Origin of the sequence: Streptomyces sp. NPDC051173, from assembly GCF_040689515.1 — a bacterium.
Lineage (GTDB): Bacteria > Actinomycetota > Actinomycetes > Streptomycetales > Streptomycetaceae > Streptomyces.
In genome coordinates this window covers 1-18,216 of sequence record NZ_JBFBBD010000114.1, presented here as the reverse complement: position 1 = coordinate 18,216, position 18,216 = coordinate 1, and the positions used below count along the sequence as shown (strand labels likewise).

18 protein-coding genes are annotated in these 18,216 nt (G+C 72.4%); 9 read left to right on the top strand and 9 right to left on the bottom strand.

Features of this window, described 5'->3' with window-relative positions; all coding sequences use genetic code 11:
- The 3 genes from AB0435_RS32570 to AB0435_RS32560 form a co-directional block, all read right to left on the bottom strand.
- A partial coding sequence (locus AB0435_RS32570) for a biotin carboxylase N-terminal domain-containing protein (RefSeq protein WP_351219746.1) occupies positions 1-94 on the bottom strand: 94 nt, incomplete at its 3' end.
- Positions 95-482: 388 nt separating this feature from the next.
- Positions 483-1,250: an IclR family transcriptional regulator C-terminal domain-containing protein gene (locus AB0435_RS32565; RefSeq protein ID WP_366428579.1), complete on the bottom strand. Its 768-nt coding sequence runs from the start codon at positions 1,248-1,250 to the stop codon at positions 483-485.
- 90 nt (positions 1,251-1,340) lie between these two features.
- A complete protein-coding gene (locus AB0435_RS32560) occupies positions 1,341-1,907 on the bottom strand; it encodes a DJ-1/PfpI family protein (RefSeq protein WP_366005101.1) in 567 nt (188 codons plus the stop codon).
- A gap of 214 nt (positions 1,908-2,121) precedes the next feature.
- Here AB0435_RS32560 and AB0435_RS32555 point away from each other — a divergent pair, with 214 nt between their 5' ends.
- Entirely contained in the window at positions 2,122-2,412 is a 291-nt protein-coding gene (locus AB0435_RS32555) for a hypothetical protein (protein WP_366005102.1), read from the top strand.
- 67 nt (positions 2,413-2,479) lie between these two features.
- Here the strand turns inward: AB0435_RS32555 and AB0435_RS32550 are convergent, their stop codons facing one another.
- From AB0435_RS32550 to AB0435_RS32530, 5 genes are all read right to left on the bottom strand, one after another.
- Positions 2,480-3,091 (bottom strand): nucleoside triphosphate pyrophosphatase, encoded by a 612-nt coding sequence (locus tag AB0435_RS32550; protein WP_366005103.1) that lies wholly within the window; start codon positions 3,089-3,091, stop codon positions 2,480-2,482.
- A 20-nt stretch (positions 3,092-3,111) separates the two neighbouring features.
- The gene (locus AB0435_RS32545; RefSeq protein WP_366005104.1) at positions 3,112-4,578 is read right to left on the bottom strand and encodes a penicillin-binding transpeptidase domain-containing protein; all 1,467 of its coding nucleotides are present in this window, start codon (positions 4,576-4,578) and stop codon (positions 3,112-3,114) included.
- A gap of 101 nt (positions 4,579-4,679) precedes the next feature.
- Positions 4,680-4,811, bottom strand: coding sequence for a hypothetical protein (locus AB0435_RS32540; RefSeq protein WP_366005105.1), 132 nt, complete (start codon positions 4,809-4,811; stop codon positions 4,680-4,682).
- A gap of 122 nt (positions 4,812-4,933) precedes the next feature.
- On the bottom strand, positions 4,934-5,140 hold the full coding sequence (locus AB0435_RS32535; protein ID WP_366005106.1) for an acyl-CoA carboxylase epsilon subunit: 207 nt from the start codon (positions 5,138-5,140) through the stop codon (positions 4,934-4,936).
- Positions 5,141-5,161: 21 nt separating this feature from the next.
- Positions 5,162-6,769: an acyl-CoA carboxylase subunit beta gene (locus AB0435_RS32530; protein ID WP_366005107.1), complete on the bottom strand. Its 1,608-nt coding sequence runs from the start codon at positions 6,767-6,769 to the stop codon at positions 5,162-5,164.
- 133 nt (positions 6,770-6,902) lie between these two features.
- On the opposite strand from AB0435_RS32530, the gene AB0435_RS32525 reads away from it, so the two are divergent.
- From AB0435_RS32525 to hutH, 5 genes are all read left to right on the top strand, one after another.
- Complete coding sequence (locus AB0435_RS32525; RefSeq protein WP_366005108.1) at positions 6,903-7,772, top strand: biotin--[acetyl-CoA-carboxylase] ligase; 870 nt, start codon at positions 6,903-6,905, stop codon at positions 7,770-7,772.
- Between the two features lie 91 nt (positions 7,773-7,863).
- Positions 7,864-9,063 (top strand): adenylate/guanylate cyclase domain-containing protein, encoded by a 1,200-nt coding sequence (locus AB0435_RS32520; RefSeq protein ID WP_366005109.1) that lies wholly within the window; start codon positions 7,864-7,866, stop codon positions 9,061-9,063.
- A gap of 79 nt (positions 9,064-9,142) precedes the next feature.
- The gene (locus AB0435_RS32515) at positions 9,143-9,937 is read left to right on the top strand and encodes an enoyl-CoA hydratase-related protein (RefSeq protein ID WP_366005110.1); all 795 of its coding nucleotides are present in this window, start codon (positions 9,143-9,145) and stop codon (positions 9,935-9,937) included.
- Positions 9,938-10,489: 552 nt separating this feature from the next.
- The gene (locus AB0435_RS32510) at positions 10,490-11,578 is read left to right on the top strand and encodes a GGDEF domain-containing protein (protein ID WP_366428580.1); all 1,089 of its coding nucleotides are present in this window, start codon (positions 10,490-10,492) and stop codon (positions 11,576-11,578) included.
- 512 nt (positions 11,579-12,090) lie between these two features.
- The gene (gene hutH / locus AB0435_RS32505) at positions 12,091-13,635 is read left to right on the top strand and encodes a histidine ammonia-lyase (protein WP_366005111.1); all 1,545 of its coding nucleotides are present in this window, start codon (positions 12,091-12,093) and stop codon (positions 13,633-13,635) included.
- Positions 13,636-13,641: 6 nt separating this feature from the next.
- On the opposite strand, the gene AB0435_RS32500 is transcribed toward hutH, so the two are convergent.
- Positions 13,642-13,911: a hypothetical protein gene (locus tag AB0435_RS32500; RefSeq protein WP_366005112.1), complete on the bottom strand. Its 270-nt coding sequence runs from the start codon at positions 13,909-13,911 to the stop codon at positions 13,642-13,644.
- A gap of 369 nt (positions 13,912-14,280) precedes the next feature.
- Here AB0435_RS32500 and AB0435_RS32495 point away from each other — a divergent pair, with 369 nt between their 5' ends.
- From AB0435_RS32495 to AB0435_RS32485, 3 genes are all read left to right on the top strand, one after another.
- Positions 14,281-15,558 carry an Ig-like domain-containing protein gene (locus AB0435_RS32495; protein ID WP_366005113.1) on the top strand — a complete coding sequence of 426 codons (1,278 nt, stop codon included), beginning with the start codon at positions 14,281-14,283 and terminating at the stop codon, positions 15,556-15,558.
- Positions 15,559-15,694: 136 nt separating this feature from the next.
- Positions 15,695-16,699: a GNAT family N-acetyltransferase gene (locus AB0435_RS32490; protein WP_366005114.1), complete on the top strand. Its 1,005-nt coding sequence runs from the start codon at positions 15,695-15,697 to the stop codon at positions 16,697-16,699.
- 91 nt (positions 16,700-16,790) lie between these two features.
- Positions 16,791-18,038 (top strand): DUF2786 domain-containing protein, encoded by a 1,248-nt coding sequence (locus AB0435_RS32485; RefSeq protein WP_366428578.1) that lies wholly within the window; start codon positions 16,791-16,793, stop codon positions 18,036-18,038.
- Positions 18,039-18,216 lie beyond the last annotated feature (178 nt).

The following is an 18,216-nucleotide window of genomic DNA, read 5'->3' as shown; positions in this document are numbered from 1 at the left end:
CGTAGACCGCCACACTTCCGATCCCGGCGTCCCGGCATGCACGAGCGACGCGGACAGCGATTTCGCCACGGTTGGCGATGAGCACCTTGCGCACGATGGCTCCCTCCTTGAAACAAGGTGAGTTTAGGTACAGGCCACACTCTGTGCCGACCCGACTCCCGGGGTGAGCTTGCCCACACGGAGTGTGAAAGGCGGGCCCGGGGCGGGCCGGAAAGCCCAGTTCTCCCACGGTACGCCGGGTTTCACGGTCGATGGCGGTCCGCCTGTGTGGGCAAGGTCTCGATCGAAGATCCTCGGGAGCGGTGCGCATTCTTTGTTGACTCCCTACGAAGGGGTGGCCCAAAGTTTGCGCGGTCGCCGGACTGTCGCGGTGGACGCCGGAGCCGCGTCCCCCTCCCTTTTCTCCGGTGTACCCACGGGTAGCGCCGATCGTGCGCCTACCTGTCGGTAACCACCCGGCCGAGCGGAGCGTTCCGGTCCGCTCAGTGCGCCGGTGGACCTCCGGCGCACTGACGGGCAGCCAACTTCCCCGCCTCCGCCGCCACATGGCGCAGCGTCTCCGTCAGCTCCCGCCGGTGCCGGTGGAAGTCCTCCAGCGGCAGCGCGGCGGAGACGGCGGTCATCGGACCGCCGCCGCCGGCGGACGGCACGGGCACGGCCACACAGGCCACTCCGGGCGCGCACTCCTCGATCTCCACGGCGACCCCGTCGCGCCGCACCCGCCTCAGCTCCTGGTCCAGCAGCTCGGGCGAGGTGATGGTGCGCGGCGTGATGGCCCGCATGCCGGTCCCGGCCAGATAGCGCAGCCGGGCGGCGCGCGGGAGGGCGGAGAGCAGCATCTTGCCGTGGGCCGTCGCGTGCCCGTCGCAGTCCTGGCCGACGCCGAAGCCGCCCGTGGCGGGAACGGAAGCGGAAGTTCCGGCCAGGACCGCGATGCCCCCGTCCCGGTAGGTGCTGAAGTAGGTGTCCGCGCCCACGGCCCGGCGGGCCGACAGCAGCAGCCCGTGCACCTCGTCGTCCATCCGCATCTGCCGCTGGAAGGCGCGGTGCAGGGACGGCACGCGGTAGCCGAGGGTGTAGCCGCCCGCGGTCCGTACGACGTGGCCCCGGGCCGTGAGGGCGCCCAGCAGCTCGTACACCGTGGACAGCCCGCAGCCCGTCCGCCGCGCGAGCGCCTTGGCGGTCACGGGCCCGGCGGAGCCCGCGACGGCGTCGAGGAGGTCGAGGGCGCGGTCGACGGACTGGGGCATGACGGCGGGGGCTCCCTCGGGCGCCGGCGCATGGAACCGGAATGCGGACGTGGACCCTCCAGCTTGGCACAGCGCCCGGGGGCGCCCGGGTCAGCCCTTGAGCGGCGCCTTCTCCCGCAGGAGGTCGACGAACGCCCGCATCCAGGCCGGGTGGTCGTTCCACGCGCGGGCGGAGACCATGTTGCCGTCCACGACCGCCTCGGCGTCCACGAACGTGCCCCCTGCCAGCCGCACGTCGGGTTCGCAGGCGGGCCAGGCGGCGGTCCGGCGGCCCTGGAGCACGCCCAGCGGGGCGAGGGCGACCACGGCGTGGCAGATGTGCGCCACGGGCTTGTCGGCGGCGAAGAAGGCCGTGACGATCCGCTGGAAGTCGGAGTTCAGGCGCAGGAACTCGGGCGCCCGGCCGCCCGGGATCACCACGGCCGCGTAGTCGGCGGGGTTCACCTGCGCGAGGGCGATGTCGGCGGGCCAGCAGTGGCCCGGCTTCTCGGTGTAGGTGTCGAAGTCGGAGACGAAGTCGTGCACCACGAACTGGAGGTTCTTCACGGTGGGCGCGGCGATGTCGACGTCGTAGCCCTCCTCCAGCAGGCGCTGGTAGGGGTACATGACCTCCAGGTCCTCGGCTGCGTCGCCGGTGGTGATCAGGATCCTCGGCATGGCTGGCGCTCCTCGGGGTCGGCTACCTTCGAATATGCGCCGGGGCGCCGAAGGGAAAACCGATGACTCGCCCGCCGCCCGGTCAACGGCGTGGCGGCCCCGCCGACTTCGGGCGAGCGGTCCGTGCCCGTGCGGCCGCCGCCCGCTGGAAGGGGTGGCCCCCCGAGTGGCGCAAGGGATGGTGACCCACACGCACCGACCTCGTTGGTGGGGCATGATCAAGCGCATTGCAGCCGCCGCCGTTCTCGCCGGCGCCGCCCTCACCATGACCGCCACCGTCGCCTCGGCCGCGCCCATGCCGCATACGCCCACCTCGAACGCGGGGGAGACCGTCGCCCCACCGAACGAGGGGGTGGTCCCGGACAAGCCGCCGACCAGCATCTCCCCGGACGGCACGAAGCAGCTGGAGAAGCTGAACCAGCTCGGTCAGATCACGCAGGTCACCAAGGCGGCCGACCCGCTGCTGGGCCTGCTGGCGCCGGTCACCGGTCTCGTGCCGGCGTAGCGGCGAGCTCCCCGGACGCCGGTGCGGGCCGCGATCCGGCCCGCACCGGCGTCCGGCGTGTGCGGGGTCAGACCCACAGGTCCGTGATCGAGATCCCCAGGTCGGCCAGGAGCCCGCGCAGCAGCGGGAGCGACAGGCCGATGACGTTGCCGTGGTCGCCGTCGATGCCCTCGACGAAGGGCGCGGACCGGCCGTCCAGGGTGAAGGCGCCGGCCACGTGCAGCGGTTCGCCGGAGGCCACGTACGCGGCGATCTCGGCGTCGGTCGGCTCGCCGAACCGCACGGTCGTGGAGGCCGTGGCCGAGACGCTCCGGCCGGTGGCGGTGTCGGTCACGCAGTGGCCGGTCCGCAGCACTCCCGAGCGGCCGCGCATCGCCTTCCAGCGGGCCGTGGCGTCCTCGGCGTCCGCCGGCTTGCCGAGCGCCTGCCCGTCCAGCTCCAGCACGGAGTCGCAGCCGACGACCAGCGCGCCCGCGGCCTCCGCCCGCGCGGCGACCGCCGCGGCCTTGGCCTCGGCGAGCACCCGGGCGAGCTCGGCGGGGGTCGGGGCGGTGAGCGCGTCCTCGTCCACCCCGCTGACGATCACCTCGGGCGCGAGCCCGGCGTTGCGGAGCAGCCCGAGGCGGGCGGGGGACTGGGAGGCCAGGACGAGGCGGCGCTGAGCGGTCATGCCCGCCATCGTAGAGCGGCGTGGCGAGGCTACTTCTCGAGCACGGCCTGCATGACGCTCTTGGCGATGGGGCCGGCGAGGCCGCCGCCGGAGATCTCCTCGCGGTCGATGCCCGAGCCCTCGGGGTCGATGAAGACCGCGACCGCGACGGGCGAGCCGTCGCCCTGCTTGGCGTAGGAGACGAACCAGGCGTACGGCAGCTTCTCGTTGTTGACCCCGTGCTGGGCGGTGCCGGTCTTGGCGCCGACGGTCACGCCGTCGATCAGGGCCTTCTTGCCGGTGCCGTTCTCGGCGGTGTTCTCCATCATCGACTGCACCTTCTTCGCCGTGCCGGCGGAGACGGCCTGCGACATCACCTCGGGCTTGTGCTTCTCCAGGACGCTCAGGTCGGGGCCGCGCAGCTCCTCGACCATGTAGGGCTTCATCAGCTTGCCGTCGTTGGCGAGCCCGGCGGTCATCATGGCGATCTGGAGCGGGGTGCTGTCGAGGCTGCCCTGGCCCATGCCGGTCAGCGCGGTCTGCGGACGGTCGAGCTTCTTGGGGTAGACGCTCTCCACCGCGCGCACCGGGATGTCGACCTTGGGGTCGTTGAAGCCGAACTTCTCCGCCGTCTCGCGCATCCGGTCCACGCCGAGCTTGTCCGCCAGGTCGAGGAAGACGTTGTTGCACGACCACTGGAGGCCGGACTTCAGGGAGCCCTTGTCGCAGTCCGGGGTCTGCACGTCGTTGCGGACGTAGGTGGTGGTGTTCGGGAGCTTGTACGGCGTGGGGGCGTCGCCCTTGGCGTTGATGTCCGAGACGACGCCGTGCTCCAGCGCCGCCGCCGCGGTGAGGATCTTGAAGGTGGAGCCCGGCGGGTAGCGGTCCTTGAGGGCGCGGTTGAGCAGCGGCTTGTTCTTGTCGGCCTCCAGCTTCTTCCAGGCGTCCGCGTCCTTCGTGCGGTCCCCGGCGAAGACCGAGGGGTCGTACGAGGGGGTCGACGCGAGGGCCAGGACCTTGCCGGAGCGCGGGTCCAGGGCGACGACGGCGCCCTTGTACTTGCCGAGGCCCTCGTAGGCCGCCTTCTGCGCCTTGGGGTCGATGGTGGTCACCACGTCGCCGCCGCGCGGCTTCTTGCCGGTGAGCATGTCGGTGGTGTGCTGGAAGAGGAGCTTGTCGTCGCGGCCGCTCAGCAGCTTGTCGTTGAGGTTCTCCAGCTGTGTGCTGGAGAAGATCTGCGAGGCGTAGCCCGTGACCGGGGCGTACATCTCGCCGTCCTTGTAGGTGCGTTTGTACTTGAGGTCGCTGCTGTCCGACTCCACGGAGCCGGTGACGGCCTGGCCGCCGACGATGATGTTGCCGCGGGGCTGGGAGAAGGTGGCGATCTTCGTGCGCCGGTTGTGCTCGTTGTCGGAGAGTTCGTCACCGCGTACGAACTGCACCAGCGTCGCCTGGACCAGCAGGGCGAGCACCAGCACTCCGACGAAGACGGATATGTGACGCACGGGTTTGTTCATGGTGTGACGCACTCCCGGAATCGCGGCATTTCACTGGTGATGACGTGAATGCGGCGTTTCCGGTTGCATGCGTGCGGGAACCGGGCGTGTCGTCCGCGGCGTCAGGGGCGCAGCCCGAGCAGGACGAACAGGGTCACCACCCCGACGGCCAGCACGAAGCCCGCCCGGCGGAGCATCGCCTGGGCTTCGCGCAGCTCCTCGGGAGGCTCTTCGGGGGGATCGGACCACAGCATGGCGTCCATGGTCGTGCGCCGCGCCCGTAAGCGCCTGAGTACGGGTACTCAGGCGGTCCGGCGCGCGGGTCAAGTCCGGGAAAGCCGTCGGCCGGGCCCGTGGTGGGACCCGGCGCACGCGGTCAGGCCGGCCAGTACGACGTCCGCCAGGCCCGCGGCCCCGGGCGGGGCGTGTGCCGGGCGGTGACCCGGCGGGCCGGGTCGGCCCACTCGGGGCGGGCGGTGCCCTCCGGCGCGGCGGTCGCCCGTGCCGCCGCGCGGGCCTGGACCACCGCCAGGGCGGCGGCCAGCTCCTCGGGGGTCGGGTTGCCCCGTACGACCTTGATCATGGTCAGCTCCTCGACGGCCTGTTACAGCGGGATGTTGCCGTGCTTCTTCGGCGGCAGCGCCTCGCGCTTGTCCCGCAGTGCCCGCAGCCCGCGCACGATGTGGGCGCGCGTCTCGTGCGGCATGATCACCGCGTCGACGTAGCCGCGCTCGGCGGCCGTGTACGGGTTCAGCAGGGTGTCCTCGTAGTCGGCGATGAGCTCGGCGCGCAGCTCCTCCTGCTCCTCCGGGGTGTCCGCGGCCGCGATCGTCCGGCGGTGCAGGATGTTGACCGCGCCCTGGGCGCCCATGACGGCGATCTGGGCGGTCGGCCAGGCGAGGTTGAGGTCGGCGCCGAGGTGCTTGGAGCCCATGACGTCGTACGCGCCGCCGAACGCCTTGCGGGTGATCACCGTGATCAGCGGGACCGTGGCCTCGGCGTAGGCGTAGATCAGCTTGGCGCCGCGCCGGATGATGCCGTTGTACTCCTGGTCGGTGCCCGGGAGGAAGCCGGGCACGTCCACGAAGGTGAGCACCGGGATGTTGAACGCGTCGCAGGTCCGGACGAACCGGGCCGCCTTCTCGCTCGCGTTGATGTCCAGGCAGCCGGCGAACTGCAGCGGCTGGTTGGCGACGACGCCCACCGGGTGGCCCTCGACCCGGCCGAAGCCCGTGATCATGTTGGGGGCGAACAGTGCCTGAGTCTCCAGGAACTCGCCGTCGTCCAGCACGTGTTCGATGCCGGTGCGCATGTCGTACGGCTGGTTGGCCGAGTCGGGGATCAGGGTGTCGAGCTCGCGGTCGGCGTCCGAGACGTCCAGGTCCGCCTCCTCCGGGAAGGCGGGCGGCTCGGAGAGGTTGTTGGACGGGAGGTAGGACAGCAGCGCCTTGACGTACTCGATGGCGTCCTTCTCGTCACCCGCCATGTGGTGCGCCACGCCCGAGGTGGTGTTGTGCGTGCGGGCGCCGCCCAGCTCCTCGAAGCCGACGTCCTCACCGGTGACGGTCTTGATGACGTCCGGGCCGGTGATGAACATGTGCGAGGTCTGATCGACCATCACCGTGAAGTCGGTGATCGCGGGGGAGTAGACCGCGCCTCCCGCGCAAGGGCCGACGATCAGGGAGATCTGCGGGACCACCCCGGAGGCGTGCACGTTGCGGCGGAAGATCTCGGCGAACAGGCCGAGGGCGACCACGCCCTCCTGGATGCGGGCGCCGCCGCCGTCGTTGATGCCGACGACCGGGCAGCCGTTCTTCAGCGCGAAGTCCATGACCTTGACGATCTTCTCGCCGTAGACCTCGCCCAGCGAACCGCCGAAGATCGTGAAGTCCTGCGAGTAGACGCAGATCGTCCGGCCGTCGACGGTGCCGTAGCCGGTGACGACGCCGTCGCCGTACGGCCGGTTCTTCTCGATGCCGAAATTGGTCGAGCGGTGCCGGGCGAACTCGTCCAGCTCGACGAAGGAACCTTCATCCAGCAGCAGTTCGATGCGCTCGCGGGCCGTCAACTTGCCCTTGGCGTGCTGCTTCTCCACCGCCCGAGCGGAGCCCGCGTGCGTCGCCTCCTCGATCCGTCGCTGGAGGTCCGCGAGCTTGCCCGCGGTGGTGTGGATGTCGATATCGGATCCACGGGTGGTGTCTGGCTCGGACATCGGGATGCGGCTCCTGCTCGTCCAGAGGGGGCTGACTGGGCTACCGGTTCGTAGCGTATCCGCGTGGATGCGCTACGGCACTGCGTCGTTGGCCACACCCGTACCCCGTCGCCCGCCTCCTAAGGTGGCCCTCATGATGCCCTCCGACGACTCCGGCAGCCGCTGGTCCGACCTGGACCGGCCGCCCCTCAACACCCCCGCGCTCCGGCGCGGACTGCTGCGGCCCGACGGGCTGTGGACCTCCCTGGACGTGGTGCCCCGCACCGGGTCCACCAACTCCGACCTGGTCGCGGCCGCCACGTCCGGCGCGGCGGAGGAAGGCACGGTGCTCGTCGCCGAGGAACAGTCCGCCGCGCGCGGGCGGCTGGACCGGACCTGGTCGGCGCCGCCGCGTTCCGGCCTGTTCTTCTCCGTCCTCCTCACCCCGGGACCGGGCGTGCCCGTGGCGCGCTGGGGCTGGCTGCCGCTGCTCGCCGGTGTGGCGACGGCGACCGCGCTCGCCCGGTCCGCCGGTGTCGACACGGCCCTGAAGTGGCCCAACGACCTGCTGGTGACGGTCGACGGCGCCGAGCGCAAGGCCGGCGGCATCCTCGCCGAGCGCGCCGGTGACAGCGTTGTCGTGGGCATCGGCCTGAACGTGTCCCTGCGCGCGACGGAACTGCCCGTCCCCACGGCCGGTTCCCTCGCCCTGGCCGGGGCGGCGTCCGTGGACCGCGACCCGCTGCTGCGGGCCGTGCTCCGTTCCCTGGAGGAGTGGTACGGCGAGTGGCGGCGCGCCGGAGGCGACCCCGGCGCGTGCCGTCTCCAGGAGGCGTACGCGGCGGGCTGCGCCACGCTCGGCCGCACCGTACGGGCCGAACTGCCCGGCGGCCGCGAGCTCGTCGGGGAGGCTGTGGCCGTGGACGGGGACGGCCGGCTGGTGCTGGCGACGGGCGACGGAGTGCAGCAGCCGGTGGGCGCGGGCGACATCGTCCACCTGCGGCCCGCGACGTCGGAAGAGTGAGCTACGGCACACCTGTCGTATCGTTGTGCCCGGAACCTAAGCGAGCAGTGATCGGCAGGGCAGTGCGCACGGAACTGACAGGGGGCGGGCGGTGACCGCCGACGGTGGGGGAAGCTCCCGTGCCGCCGAGGCCACGGGTGACGACGGCGCCGGGCAAGGGGACGCCGGGAGAGCCGAGCGCGACGCCGGCGGGTCCGGCGCGAACGGCGGCGCGGAGAGCGCCGGCCGCGCGGCCGCCAAGGGGGTCGAGGAGTACGGCGACGAGGGCGGCGACCCGATCGCCCTGCGGCTGGAGGCGCTGATCCTCGGCGCCGAACGCCGCTACACCCCCTTCCAGGCCGCGCGCGCGGCCGGGGTCTCCATGGACCTCGCCGCCCGCTTCTGGCGCGCCATGGGCTTCGCCGACATCGGCCAGGCCCGCGCGCTCACCGAGGCCGACGTCCTCGCGCTGCGCCGCCTCGCGGGCCTGGTCGAGGCCGGGCTGCTCAGCGAGCCGATGGCCGTGCAGGTCGCCCGCTCCACCGGGCAGACCACGGCCCGGCTCGCCGACTGGCAGATCGACTCCTTCCTGGAGGGCCTGACCGAGCCTCAGGAACCGGGCATGACCCGGACGGAGATCACCTATCCGCTGGTCGAGCTGCTGCTGCCGGAGCTGGAGGAGTTCCTCATCTACGTCTGGCGGCGGCAGCTCGCCGCCGCCACCGGCCGCGTCGTCCAGGCCCAGGACGACGCGGAGATGGTCGACCGGCGCCTCGCCGTGGGCTTCGCCGACCTCGTGGGCTTCACCCGCCTGACGCGCCGTCTGGAGGAGGAGGAGCTGGGCGAGCTGGTCGAGGCGTTCGAGACGACCGCCGCCGACCTGGTGGCCGCGCACGGCGGCCGGCTCATCAAGACCCTGGGCGACGAGGTGCTCTACGCGGCCGACGACGCGGGCACCGCCGCCGAGATCGGCCTGCGGCTGATCGAGACCATGACCCACGACGAGACGATGCCCGAACTCCGTGTCGGCATCGCCTTCGGCACGGTCACGACCCGCATGGGCGACGTCTTCGGCACGACCGTGAACCTCGCCTCCCGGCTGACGTCGATAGCGCCGAAGGATGCCGTCCTGGTCGACAGCGCCTTCGCCGAGGAACTGGCCCGCAGCGGCGACGCCCCGAAGTCGGAGGCGGAGGTGGGGCCGGAGGCGGACGAGCTCTACCGCTTCGCCCTCCAGCCGATGTGGCAGCGGCCGGTGCGCGGTCTGGGCGTGGTGGAGCCGTGGCTGCTCACCCGCAGGGGCGGCGACTGACGGCCCGCCCCGCTCTGGACATCTCCCCTGCGGGCGAAGATCCTTGCGACAGGTTCACGGTCGTTAACAGGAGGTCCGCATGAGTGAGCAGCGCTTCGGCGAATGGATCCGGATCCAGCGGCACGGGCACGTCGCCGAGCTCGTGCTCGACCGCCCCAAGGCCATGAACGCCGTCTCCACCGAGATGGGCCGCCACATCGCGGAGGCCACCGCGGCCCTCGCCGCCGACACCGCCGTACGGGTCGTCGTGCTCACGTCCACGCACGAGCGGGCGTTCTGCGTCGGCGCGGACCTCAAGGAGCGCAACTCCTTCACCGAGGCCGACCTCGCGCGGCAGCGCCCGCACGCCCGCGCCGCGTACACCGGCGTGCTCGAACTGCCCGTGCCGACCGTCGCGGCGGTGCACGGCTTCGCGCTCGGCGGCGGCTACGAACTGGCCCTCTCCTGCGACGTGATCGTCGCCGACACCACGGCCGTGGTGGGTCTGCCCGAGGTGTCGGTCGGGGTGATCCCGGGCGGCGGCGGCACCCAGCTGCTGCCCCGCCGCGTCGGCGCCGCGCGGGCGGCCGAACTGATCTTCACGGCGCGGCGGGTGGCGGCGGAGGAGGCACGTGAGCTGGGCCTGGTGGACCAGCTCGTACCGGAGGGCGAGGACCGCGCGGCGGCGCTGGCGCTGGCCGAGCGCATGGCGGCGAACTCTCCCGTGGGCCTGCGCGCCGCGAAGCGGGCGCTGCGGCTGGGGCATGGCCTGGACCTCCGTACGGGGCTGGAGGTCGAGGACGCGGCGTGGCGCGCGGTGGCCTTCTCGGGGGACCGGGTGGAGGGCGTGGCGGCGTTCAACGAGCGGCGTTCGCCGGAGTGGCCGGGGGTTTGATCTTTTGGGGCCGGGGTGGGGGTTCGTTGCGCCTGCGGCGCTTTGTTCCCCTACCCCGCCCCTTCCCGGCTGCATCTGATCTGCGGCTCCGCCGCGTGGGGGCGCGTGCCCCAGGCCCCCCGGCTGTCCCGCCGTTGCCGCCTGCGGCGGGAGCGGCCTGCGGCCGCGTCCTCAAGCGCCGGACGGGCTGGATTTCGCGGACCGTGGCCTTGAATCTGCGGCCGAGTGCGCAATCCAGCCCGTCCGGCGTCTGAGGACAGCGCGTGAAGCGTGCTTCGGGGGTCTGGGGGCTTGCCCCCAGTTTCGGGAAGGGGCGGGGCTGGGGAACAAAGCCCGCCGCAGGCGCGACCCCGCCCGCGGCGCGCGGCTGGGGAGAAACCCCCGGTCACCGGCCCCGCCGCCCCCCGACCCCGCCGCGAAGCAGAAATCGCACAACATTCATACGCTGGGTGCGAAAGGCCGCGCGCAGCGAAAGAATGTGAGGCATTCGAGGTGGCAGAAAGCGGGGAGTGCGACATCCGGCTGCGCGCCGTGGTGGAGCTCGCGCAGGCGATGGCGGCGGCCCAGTCACCCCTGGATTCCGTCGGTGCCGCCGCGGAGCGGGCCCGGCTCGCGCTGGGCGGCAGCTTCGCGGCCATCTCGGCGTGGGAGCGCGGGGACGGCCGGCTGCGCGTGCTGGTGAACGCGGGCGAGCTGGCGGAGGGCGAGGAGCGCTGCCCGGAGGACGAGTCCTATCCGGTGCACGACTTCCCCGAGATCGCGGAGTTCCTGCACGAGGAGTGGGCCGGCGGCGGCCCGGGGCCGCGCGCCTGGGTGGAGTGCGCGGACACCCCGGAAGGCACCGGCTGGGAGCGGGTGGCCGCGCTGCGGCGGCGCGGACGCGGCTGCTGCGTGGTCGCCCCGATCGTGCTGCACGGCCGGGCCTGGGGCGAGCTGTACGTGGCCCGGCCGCCGGGCGCCCCCGCCTTCGACCGTACGGACGCGGACTTCGCGACCGTGCTCGCCGCCGTGGCGGCGGCCGGGATCGCCCAGACCGAGCGGCTGGAGGAGGTCCGCCGCCTCGCCTTCACCGACCCCCTCACCGGCCTCGGCAACCGCCGCGCGGTCGACGCCCGCCTCGACGAGGCCGTGGAGCGGCACCTCGCGGAGGACACCGTCGTCAGCCTCGTGGTGTGCGACCTCAACGGCCTCAAGCGGGTCAACGACACCCTGGGCCACGCGGTGGGGGACCGGCTGCTGGAACGGTTCGGCTCGGTGCTGTCCCTGTGCGGGGCGATGCTGCCGGGCACGCTGGCGGCGCGGCTGGGCGGTGACGAATTCTGCCTGCTGACGGTCGGCCCGTCGGCCGACGAGGTCGTGCGCGTCGCCGACGAACTGTGCCGCCGGGCGGCCGACTTGGAGCTCGGCGAGGGCGTCGCCTGCGGGGTCGCCTCGACGGGGGACCCGATCGGGCCGGTGCGTACGGCCCGGCGGCTGTTCCGGCTCGCGGACGCGGCGCAGTACCGCGCGAAGGCTGCGCTGGCCGCGAAGCCGGTTGTCGCTGGGCGCGACGGGCCTTCGGATCCTGTGCTCGAGCTCGCGGATCGTCCGCCTGCGCCGGCTCCTGCGGAGCGGCGCCGCTTCCGCGGCCGGAACGGGTAGTTGGGGCGGTCTTGGGTGCGGCTCCGTTGCGCCTGCGGCGGGCTTGTTCCCCAGCCCCGCCCCTTCCCGGCTGCATCTGATCTGCGGCTCCGCCGCGTGGGGGCGCGTGCCCCAGCCCCCTGGGTGCGGGCCGGTTGGGGCCTGCGGCGCTTGTTCCCCTACCCCGCCCCTTCCCGAAACTGGGGCGCTGCCCCAGACCCCGACGCGCGGGTCCGTTGCCTCCCCCAGCTACCGCTGGGAGGTGCCCCCAGCGGCGGGAGCGGCCTGCGGCCGCGTCCTCAAACTCCCCCAGCTACCGCTGGGAGGTGCCCCCAACGGGCTGAAAAGAAAAGAAAGGCGTGCCCCGAAGGTCTACGCACCCACCGGCCCTGAACGTACCCACCCCCGGCCCAGCCACAAACCAGCCCGGCCGGCGATTGAGGCCACCCCACCCCAGCCACAAACACCCCGCCAGCAAAGCGCAGCGGATCGCCTAGTGACAGGTGGCGATTCAGTCTCTAGGGTGCCTGAATATGGATATGCACACTGTGGTGGTGGGGACGGCCGGGACGACCGCGGAAGACGTGATCGCCGTGGCGCGTGACGGCGCGCGCGTCGTCGTGTCCGAGGAGGCGCTGGCCGCCGTCGCCGCCTCCCGGCAGGTCATCGACGACCTCGCCGCCAAGCCCGACCCCGTCTACGGCGTCTCCACCGGCTTCGGTGCCCTCGCCGTCCGCCACATCAGCCCCGACCTGCGCGCTCAGCTCCAGCGCAACATCGTGCGCTCGCACGCCGCCGGCATGGGCCCGCGCGTGGAGCGCGAGGTCGTCCGCGCGCTGATGTTCCTGCGGCTGAAGACTCTCGCCTCCGGCCGTACGGGCGTACGGCCCCTCGTCGTCGAGACGATGGCCGCGATCCTCAACGCCGGCATCACGCCGGTCGTGCACGAGTACGGCTCCCTCGGCTGCTCCGGCGACCTCGCGCCGCTCTCCCACTGCGCGCTCACCCTCATGGGAGAGGGCCAGGCCGAGGGCCCGGACGGCGCGCTGCGCCCGGCCGGCGAGCTGCTCGCCGAGCACGGCATCGCGCCCGTCGAGCTGCGGGAGAAGGAGGGCCTCGCGCTCCTCAACGGCACCGACGGCATGCTCGGCATGCTCGTCATGGCCTGCGCGGACCTCGCCCGGCTGATCACGTCGGCCGACGTCACCGCCGCCCTGTCGCTGGAGGCGCTGCTGGGCTCGGAGAAGGTCCTCGCGCCCGAGCTGCACACCATCCGCCCGCACCCGGGCCAGGGCGCGAGCGCGGACAACATGCTGCGCGTGCTGGCCGGTTCGGGCCTGACCGGGCACCACCAGGACGACGCGCCGCGGGTCCAGGACGCCTACTCCATCCGCTGCGCCCCGCAGGTCGCGGGCGCCGGCCGGGACACCCTCGCCCACGCCCGGCTGGTCGCCGACCGTGAGCTCGCCGCCGCCGTCGACAACCCCGTCGTGCTGCCCGACGGCCGGGTCGAGTCCAACGGCAACTTCCACGGCGCCCCGGTCGCGTACGTCCTGGACTTCCTCGCCATCGCCGCCGCCGACCTCGCGTCGATCGCCGAGCGCCGCACGGACCGGCTGCTGGACAAGAACCGTTCGCACGGCCTGCCGCCGTTCCTGGCCGGGGACCCGGGGGTCGACTCCGGTCTGATGATCGCGCAGTACACCCAGGCCGCCCTGGTGAGCGAGATGAAGCGGCTCGCGGTGCCCGCCTCCGTGGACTCGATCCCGTCGTCCGCGATGCAGGAGGACCATGTATCGATGGGGTGGTCCGCGGCGCGCAAGCTGCGTACGGCTGTTGACGCCCTCGCCCGTGTCGTCGCGGTCGAGCTGGTCGCCGCCACCCGCGCGATCGAGCTGCGTACGGGCCTGTCGGCCGCTCCGGCGAGCCAGGCGGTGCTGAAGGCCGTCCGCGAGGCCGGTGTCGAGGGCCCCGGAGGGGACCGTTTCCTCGCCCCTGACCTGGCCGCGGCCGAGGCGTTCGTGCGCACTGGGAAGCTGGTGGAGACCGTCGAGCCCGTGACCGGTCGGCTGGCCTGAGCGAGGTCAGCGAGCCGCTGTGCGCGACCTGCGCACGGCGGCCGTGACCAGCGCGCCGCCCGCCGCCACGAAGGCCACGCCCCCGAAGACGTACGGCGTGGTGTCCACGCTGCCGGTGTCGGCCAGTGAGGTCTGCGGAACGGCGGTTCCGGACTCCTGACGTGCGGTGTCGGCGGCGGACGGCTCCGGCGTCGCGTGCGCGCTCGGCATGAACCACACCGCGCACAGGAGCGAACCGGCGGCGACGGCGGTCAGCAGCGGGCGGCGTGCGGTCACGGAACGAATCCCCCTTGAAGTGCCGGAGGTTGAGGGAGCGGCAGCGCCGCACTGCCTCAACTGACCTGATGTTAGTGATACGAACGGGCCCGGGGGAAGCCGGGACGCGTGAGCCTTGTCGGACATCGCGTGCGAATGTCAAGGGGCCCTCGACCCTGGTCCGGTTCGCCGCCTCGCCTGCATCATGGACAACACGGTCATACCGAGACCCCGGCTACCATGTCGGCCCTCCGAGGCGCTTTACTTGCGTGGTCTTCCCCACACTTCCCCGAGGGGTGGAACGGGCGAATCGGTAAAGACGTATCTCAAGCAGTAGCCGGTATACGTGTTGCCCCACGATTCGGCTCGGGGATTCGGGGTCCAGGAGCAATGGAGAAGCGTGTGATGACGGACGGCAAGCGTCGCAAGGCCCTGGTGGCCGCGGCCGCTGTGCTCGGTGGTGCGCTGACCCTCGCCGCCTGTGGTGGCGGCGATGACGACGGCAAGAACGGCTCCGGCGGCAACAACGGCAAGGCGCAGAACAAGGTCGACGCCGCCGCCGCCAAGGAAGCCTCCAAGGCGCAGATCAAGATCGCGCAGAAGGACGGCTCGACCAACGCCGGGATCACCGCCGACGCCGCCAAGGTCACCGTCAGTGACGGCGAGCTGACCAGCGTCAAGATGACCGACGACAAGGGCACTCCGGTCGAGGGCACGATATCGCCGGACAAGAAGTCGTGGCAGCCCGCGAAGCAGCTCGAGCGGTCCACCAAGTACAAGGTGGTCGTCGAGGCCAAGGACTCCGACGGCCGCAAGGCCACGGAGAACTCCTCCTTCGCCACCGTCTCGCCCACCAACAGCTTCATCGGCTCCTTCACGCCGGAGGACGGTTCCACCGTCGGTGTCGGCATGCCGGTGTCGATCAACTTCGACAAGCCGATCAAGGACCGCAAGGCCGTCCAGTCGGGCATCACGGTCAACTCCAGCAGCGGCCAGAAGGTCGTCGGTCACTGGTTCGGTGACCAGCGCATCGACTTCCGCCCGCAGGATTACTGGAAGGCCAACTCCGACGTCACCCTGAAGCTCGACCTCGACGGCGTCGAGGGTGCCCCGGGCATCAAGGGCGTGCAGAAGAAGACGGTCTCCTTCAAGATCGGTCACTCCCAGGTCTCCACGGTCGACGCGAAGACCCACCAGATGACGGTCGTCCGGGACGGCAAGACCCTCAAGACCATCCCGATCTCGGCCGGCAGCCCCGAGAACCCCACGTACAACGGCAAGATGGTGATCTCCGAGAAGTTCAAGGAGACCCGGATGGACGGTTCCACCGTCGGCTTCAGCAAGTCCGACGGCAAGGGCGAGTACGACATCAAGGACGTGCCGCACGCGATGCGCCTGTCCACGTCGGGCACGTTCATCCACGGCAACTACTGGGGCAGCGGCATCTTCGGCGTCGCCAACACCAGCCACGGCTGCGTCGGCCTGGAGGACAAGCAGGGCGCGGACGACCCGTCCACGTCGGGTGCCTGGTTCTTCAGCAACTCGCAGATCGGTGACGTCGTCGATATCAAGAACTCCAACGACAAGACCATCGCTCCGGACAACGGCCTCAACGGCTGGAACATGGACTGGAACGCGTGGGTGGCAGGTAGCGCAACCGGCGCGTAGCACCTGACCCGTATGCTCCGGCAGCGGCCCTCCCGGCGGAATTCTCCGCAGGGAGGGCCGCTGCTGTTTTCGGGAAGGGGCGGGCCGGGGGAAAATCCCGGCGACAGCCCGCACCCCACGACGTACCGTCCCCCGGATGAGCGATGAACTGACCGTGGTGCGACTGGATCCGTGCCCCACCGCCGCCGAGACGGACGCCTGGTACGACGTCGTCAGGACCGCGCACCTGCACGACATGCCCCCCACCGTGCCCCCGCCCGGCCGCGCCGAGACCGCCGGGCACCTCCAGGTGCCGGCCATGCTGAGCCACTACGTCAAGGTGGCCGTGCCGCTTCCCGGCGCCGGGGGCGGACCTACGTACGCGGGCGTCGCCTGGGTGCGGCTCTTCGACGACGAGGAGAACCGCACGACCGCCTACATAGGCGACTTCGTCGTCCGCCCCGAACAGCGCGGCCGCGGCATCGGCACCCGGCTGTGGCAGGAACTGCGCGAGGCGGTCACCGACGAGGGCCGCACCTCGGTCACCGTCTCGGTCGAAATCGGCGGTCCCGGCGAACAGTTCGCCAAGGCGCGCGGATTCGACAGCGCGCTGCCGATGGTCTGGTACGTACAGCGCGTGGCCGACGAGACGACCGAGCCCGTCCTCCCCGGCGGCTACCGTTTCGCCGAGTGGACCGGCGTCGTCCCCGCCGAGCACGCCGAGCGGCTCGCGGCCGTACACCAGGCGATGCGGGACGCCCCACACGGTGACCTGGAACTGAGCCCGCCCCGCGCGACCGCGGAGCGCGTCACCCACGCACAGCGGGCCGTCACCGAGCGTGGCGGGCAGATGCTCACCGTCGTCGTGCTCGCCCCGGACGGCAGCCACGCCGCCTACACGGAGGTCGTCCAGCGCTCCCCGGGCGACGTACGGGCCATCCAGTTCGCGACCGGCGTCGCCCCCGCCCACCGCGGGCGCGGGCTCGGCCTCGCCGTGAAACGGCGGATGCTGGGCCTGCTGCGGGAGCAGGGGCTGCCCGTACGCGAGATCGCCACGACCGTCGCCGACGACAACGGCCCGATGCGCGCCGTCAACAAGCTGCTCGGCTATCGGCCCGAGCGGTCGGTCGGGCTGTTCCAGGCGCGGCTCCTGTCCGAGTGACGTCCGGCCGTGGGTCCCTCTTCCGGGAGAATGGGGCGTACGGACGTTGACGTATCCCGTCCCTTCCCGCCCCTTCCCGGAAGTGAGACCCGTGGCCAAGCGAAGCGACCGGCAGCAGGAACGTCCCGGAGGCCGCCCCCAGCAGGCGCCCGGTGACGACGAACTGCTCGCGGCCGTCGAGACCGCGCTGGCCGGCCTGCGCGGGCTGCGCGAGGACGCCCTCGACGACGCCGTCTACGCCGCCGCGTCCGTCCTCGCCGCGTCCCCGTCCGGTCCCGCCGCCGTCAGCCGCGCCCTCCTGCGCGCGGCCGCCCGGACGCTGCGCCGGGCCTGGGAGGCCGGCTGGCAGCCCGCCGACGTGATCCGGCTCGCCCGGCGGGAGCTGACCGCCGCGGAGGTGCGCTTCACCGTCGACGCCGTCGCGGCGGAGGCCCGGCGCTACGCGCCCGACACCCTCGGCGCGCGCTGGGCGGCACAGCTGCGGGAGCTCGACGCGCGGGTCTGGTGGGAGGCCGACGACGCCTTCCTCGACGGCTTCGCGGCGCGCGAGCGGCTCAGCCGCTTCGAGACGGTGGCCTGCGCGCTCGGCGCGCTGCGGCTGGCCGGCGGGCTGCCCCGGATCGGGGCGGCCGGTCCGCTGCCGGGCGCCGGACACCGGCCCGCGGGCGCCCCCGCGGCCCCGCCGCGCATGCTCGCCCGGATCCGGGCGCTGCTGGCGAAGGCGGAGTCCACGGAGTTCGCCGAGGAGGCCGAGGCCCTGTCGGCCAAGGCACAGCAGCTCATGGCACGGCACTCCATGGACGAGGCCCTGCTCGCCGCCCACGCCACCGAGCCCGTGGACGGCCCCGCCGCCTGCCGGATCGGCGTCGAGGGCCCGTACGAGTCCGCCAAGGCGCTCCTCCTCGACGCCGTGGCCGCCGCCAACCACTGCCGGTCGGTGTGGTCCAGCGATCACGACTTCTCGACCGTCGTCGGCTTCGAGGCGGACCTGGAGCTGGTGGAGCTGATGTACACCTCGCTGCTGGTGCAGGCCACCACCGCGATGGCCCGCGCGGGCGACGACCACCACGCCCGCGGCCGCTCCCGCCGCACGCGCGACTTCCGACAGTCCTTCCTCATCGCCTACGCGTCCCGGATCCGCGACCGCCTGACCTCGGCGGCCCGCATGGAGGAGTCGACCGAGGCCGAGGTCCTGCCCGTGCTGGCGGCGCGGGAGGTGGCGGTCGGGGAGACGGCGGAGCGGTTGTTCCCGACGACTACGGCGCATCGGTTGAAGGGGCGCGATGCGGAGGGGTGGGCGCGGGGGGAGGAGGCGGCGGAGGGGGCTTCGCTGGGGTAGGGGTGTCGGGTGCGTCTGCCGCCTGCGGTGGGGTGGCCTCAATCGCCGGCCGGGCTGGGTTTGTGGCTGGACCGGGGGTGTGACCTCCGGGCTGAGGACCTGGAACGCGGTGCGTGGCGCCGTCTTACGTGTTGGGTGCTGTGACTACGCACCGCGTTCCAGAACCTCACCCTCCGGC

Excerpts from the sequence above, each read along its gene's own strand:
- AB0435_RS32565 (WP_366428579.1), bottom strand. The coding sequence starts at position 1,250 with ATGCCCCAGTCCGTCGACCGCGCCCTCGACCTCCTCGACGCCGTCGCG.
- AB0435_RS32560 (WP_366005101.1), bottom strand. The coding sequence starts at position 1,907 with ATGCCGAGGATCCTGATCACCACCGGCGACGCAGCCGAGGACCTGGAG.
- AB0435_RS32555 (WP_366005102.1), top strand. The coding sequence starts at position 2,122 with ATGATCAAGCGCATTGCAGCCGCCGCCGTTCTCGCCGGCGCCGCCCTC.
- AB0435_RS32550 (WP_366005103.1), bottom strand. The coding sequence starts at position 3,091 with ATGGCGGGCATGACCGCTCAGCGCCGCCTCGTCCTGGCCTCCCAGTCC.
- AB0435_RS32545 (WP_366005104.1), bottom strand. The coding sequence starts at position 4,578 with ATGAACAAACCCGTGCGTCACATATCCGTCTTCGTCGGAGTGCTGGTG.
- AB0435_RS32540 (WP_366005105.1), bottom strand. The coding sequence starts at position 4,811 with ATGCTGTGGTCCGATCCCCCCGAAGAGCCTCCCGAGGAGCTGCGCGAA.
- AB0435_RS32535 (WP_366005106.1), bottom strand. The coding sequence starts at position 5,140 with ATGATCAAGGTCGTACGGGGCAACCCGACCCCCGAGGAGCTGGCCGCC.
- AB0435_RS32530 (WP_366005107.1), bottom strand. The coding sequence starts at position 6,769 with ATGTCCGAGCCAGACACCACCCGTGGATCCGATATCGACATCCACACC.
- AB0435_RS32525 (WP_366005108.1), top strand. The coding sequence starts at position 6,903 with ATGATGCCCTCCGACGACTCCGGCAGCCGCTGGTCCGACCTGGACCGG.
- AB0435_RS32515 (WP_366005110.1), top strand. The coding sequence starts at position 9,143 with ATGAGTGAGCAGCGCTTCGGCGAATGGATCCGGATCCAGCGGCACGGG.
- AB0435_RS32510 (WP_366428580.1), top strand. The coding sequence starts at position 10,490 with ATGGCGGCGGCCCAGTCACCCCTGGATTCCGTCGGTGCCGCCGCGGAG.
- hutH (WP_366005111.1), top strand. The coding sequence starts at position 12,091 with ATGGATATGCACACTGTGGTGGTGGGGACGGCCGGGACGACCGCGGAA.
- AB0435_RS32495 (WP_366005113.1), top strand. The coding sequence starts at position 14,281 with ATGGAGAAGCGTGTGATGACGGACGGCAAGCGTCGCAAGGCCCTGGTG.
- AB0435_RS32490 (WP_366005114.1), top strand. The coding sequence starts at position 15,695 with ATGAGCGATGAACTGACCGTGGTGCGACTGGATCCGTGCCCCACCGCC.